At 74.4% G+C, this 2,257-nt stretch carries 2 protein-coding genes and 1 pseudogene; all 3 read right to left on the bottom strand.

Annotated elements, in window-relative coordinates; translation table 11 throughout:
* Nucleotides 1-33: 33 nt before the first annotated feature.
* Nucleotides 34-798 (bottom strand): SDR family oxidoreductase, encoded by a 765-nt coding sequence (locus P1P70_RS43640; protein WP_319247918.1) that lies wholly within the window; start codon nucleotides 796-798, stop codon nucleotides 34-36.
* Between the two features lie 32 nt (nucleotides 799-830).
* Complete coding sequence (locus P1P70_RS43635) at nucleotides 831-1,697, bottom strand: Fpg/Nei family DNA glycosylase (RefSeq protein ID WP_319247916.1); 867 nt, start codon at nucleotides 1,695-1,697, stop codon at nucleotides 831-833.
* Nucleotides 1,698-1,808: 111 nt separating this feature from the next.
* Nucleotides 1,809-2,257: pseudogene (locus P1P70_RS43630) on the bottom strand (DEAD/DEAH box helicase); the annotation flags it as partial.

Raw genomic sequence — 2,257 nt, 5'->3', positions numbered from 1 at the left:
GTCCTGTTCTGGGGGGCGCGGTGGGGGCCGTGGTCACCAGGGCATGGCCACCCCGCCGTTCGGGCGGAGGATCTGGCCCGTCGTGAACGCCGAGGCGTCGGAGGCGAGGTGCAGCACGGCATGCGCGATGTCATCGGGTTCGCCGACCCGGCTCAGCGGTGACAGCCGGGCCATGAGGGACTCGGTCCGCGCCTGTGCCTCGCCGTCGTGGCGGTCGGTCATGGGGGTTCGGATCCAGCCCGGCGCGACGGCGTTGACGCGGATGCCGTGCGGGCCGACCTCGGTCGCCAGGGTCTTCGTCAGCTGGACCACCGCGGCCTTGGTCACGCCGTAGCAGAGGAGGCCCGGACCGCCGGTGTCGACGGCGCCGGAGGCCATGGTGACGATGCTGCCCCGCGTCTCGTCGGTGATCATCCGGCGGGCCGCTTCCTGGCAGGCGTGCAGCACGCCCTTGAAGTTGACGCTCCACACCCGCTCGAGGTCCTCGTCGCGGGTCTCCAGCACCGGGCTGCTGTGCATGATGCCGGCGATCGCCGCCATGACGTGGAGCCGCTCGCAGGCGGCGACGGCCCGAGCGAGCTGGGCGCGGTCGGTGACGTCGAGGTGGTGGACGTGGGCGGTGCCGTTCCTGGACTTGATCAGGGTGGCCGTCTCGTGCAGCCCCTGCGCGTCGCGGTCCGCGCAGTGCACCGTGGCGCCCGCCTCGGCGAGCAGTACCGCCGAGGCGCGGCCGATGCCGCTGCCGGCGCCGGTGACGAACGCGGTGCGGCCGGTGAGGTCGTACGCCGGGATGGGCATGAGGCGACGGTACGAGCCTTTCTGACGGTCCGTCAATTAGCTGTGCGGCCTGGAGTTCCGCCGGAGGCGCGGGGGTTCGGGCGGCGTGCTCCGGCGCTGCCGGCGGACGGCACGGGGCCGGTCTGACAGGTGGGGCACCAGTAGGTGGGGCGCTCCCGGGAGCCGTCGCCCTGGTCGGCCACGCGGACGGGGGTCTGGCAGCGCAGGCACGGGCGGGGGGCCCGGCCGTACACGAACAGGTCGTGGTGGCGGTGGCCCGTCGTGCTGCGGATCGGGCGGTCGCGGTTGGCTTCGAGCAGCCTCCTGGCCAGGCCGGGCAACCGGGCGGCGAGGTCCTCCGGCAGGGCGCCGACGGGGAGCCAGGGGGTGACCCGGAGCAGGAAGCAGAGCTCGCTCTTGTAGACGTTGCCGATGCCGGCGAGATTGCGCTGGTCCAGCAGGGCCTCGCCGAGGGGGCGCGCGGGGTCGCTCAGGAGGTTGGTGAGGGCGCGGTCGGGGTCCCAGTCCGGGCCGAGCAGATCGGGGCCGAGGTGGCCGACGGCGCGGGGTTCGTCGACGGTGCGGATCAGCTCCAGCACGGGGAGGCGGTAGCCGACGGCCGTGCGGTCCAGGGTGCCCAGGATGGCGCGGATCTGGTGCGCCGGGCCGCCGCGCCAGCGCTCGCCGTTGGCGTACACCTTCCAGGAGCCGTCCATCCGCAGGTGGGAGTGGAGGGTCAGGCCGCCTTCGATACGGGTGAGGAGGTGCTTGCCCCGGGGGGTGACGTCCAGGACGGTGCGGCCGGTGAGGTCGGCCGTGGCGAACTTCGGGACCCTCAGGTCGGAGCGGGACAGGACCTTGCCGGCGAGGGCGGTGTGGAGTCGTCTCGCCGTCTGCCAGACGGTGTCGCCTTCGGGCATGGGTCAAGGGTGGCACGTCGGGGGGAGCGGGTGCTTGGTGGCCGGTAGCTCGGGGGCGCCCCTTGTGGTGCGGGTGGCCTCGTGGTGCGGGTGCGAGGGGGTGCTCTTCGCTCACGCTCGGATGCGCAAGCCGCGTGGGGTCGCGATGAAGCCTGCTCCTTCCAGGAGGGGGCCGTGGGGGGAGGTCAGGGCGGAGGTGCCGTTCACGCGCTCCACCGTGACCGTGCCCAGCGAGCCCGCGCGGGCCGCCGCGGAGAGGGCTTCGGCGGCCGGGCCCAGGCGGGGGTCGTCCAGGGGTCTGGCGTCGGGGTCGGCGGGCCAGGCCAGGAGGGTCTTGCCGCCGCGCTCCATGTAGAGGGTCAGCTCCCCGTCGACCAGGACGACCAGGGAGCCCGCCTTGCGGCCCGGTTTGTGTCCGGCCTCGGTGGGCGGCTCGGGCCAGGCGAGAGCGGCACCGTAGGCGTTCGCGGGGTCCGCGGCGGCCAGGACCACGGCGCGGGGGGAAGGTGCGGTGCGGGTGCGGTGCGGGGGGCGGACGCTGCGGGCGAACGGGCCGGCCA

Source organism: Streptomyces sp. MB09-02B (assembly GCF_033794485.1).
Classification (GTDB): Bacteria; Actinomycetota; Actinomycetes; order Streptomycetales; family Streptomycetaceae; genus Streptomyces.
This window is presented reverse-complemented; position numbering and strand designations above follow the sequence as displayed.

What these genes read in the sequence shown, in the direction of transcription:
- P1P70_RS43640 (WP_319247918.1), bottom strand. Translation starts at nt 798, where the DNA reads ATGCCCATCCCGGCGTACGACCTCACCGGCCGCACCGCGTTCGTCACC.
- P1P70_RS43635 (WP_319247916.1), bottom strand. Translation starts at nt 1,697, where the DNA reads ATGCCCGAAGGCGACACCGTCTGGCAGACGGCGAGACGACTCCACACC.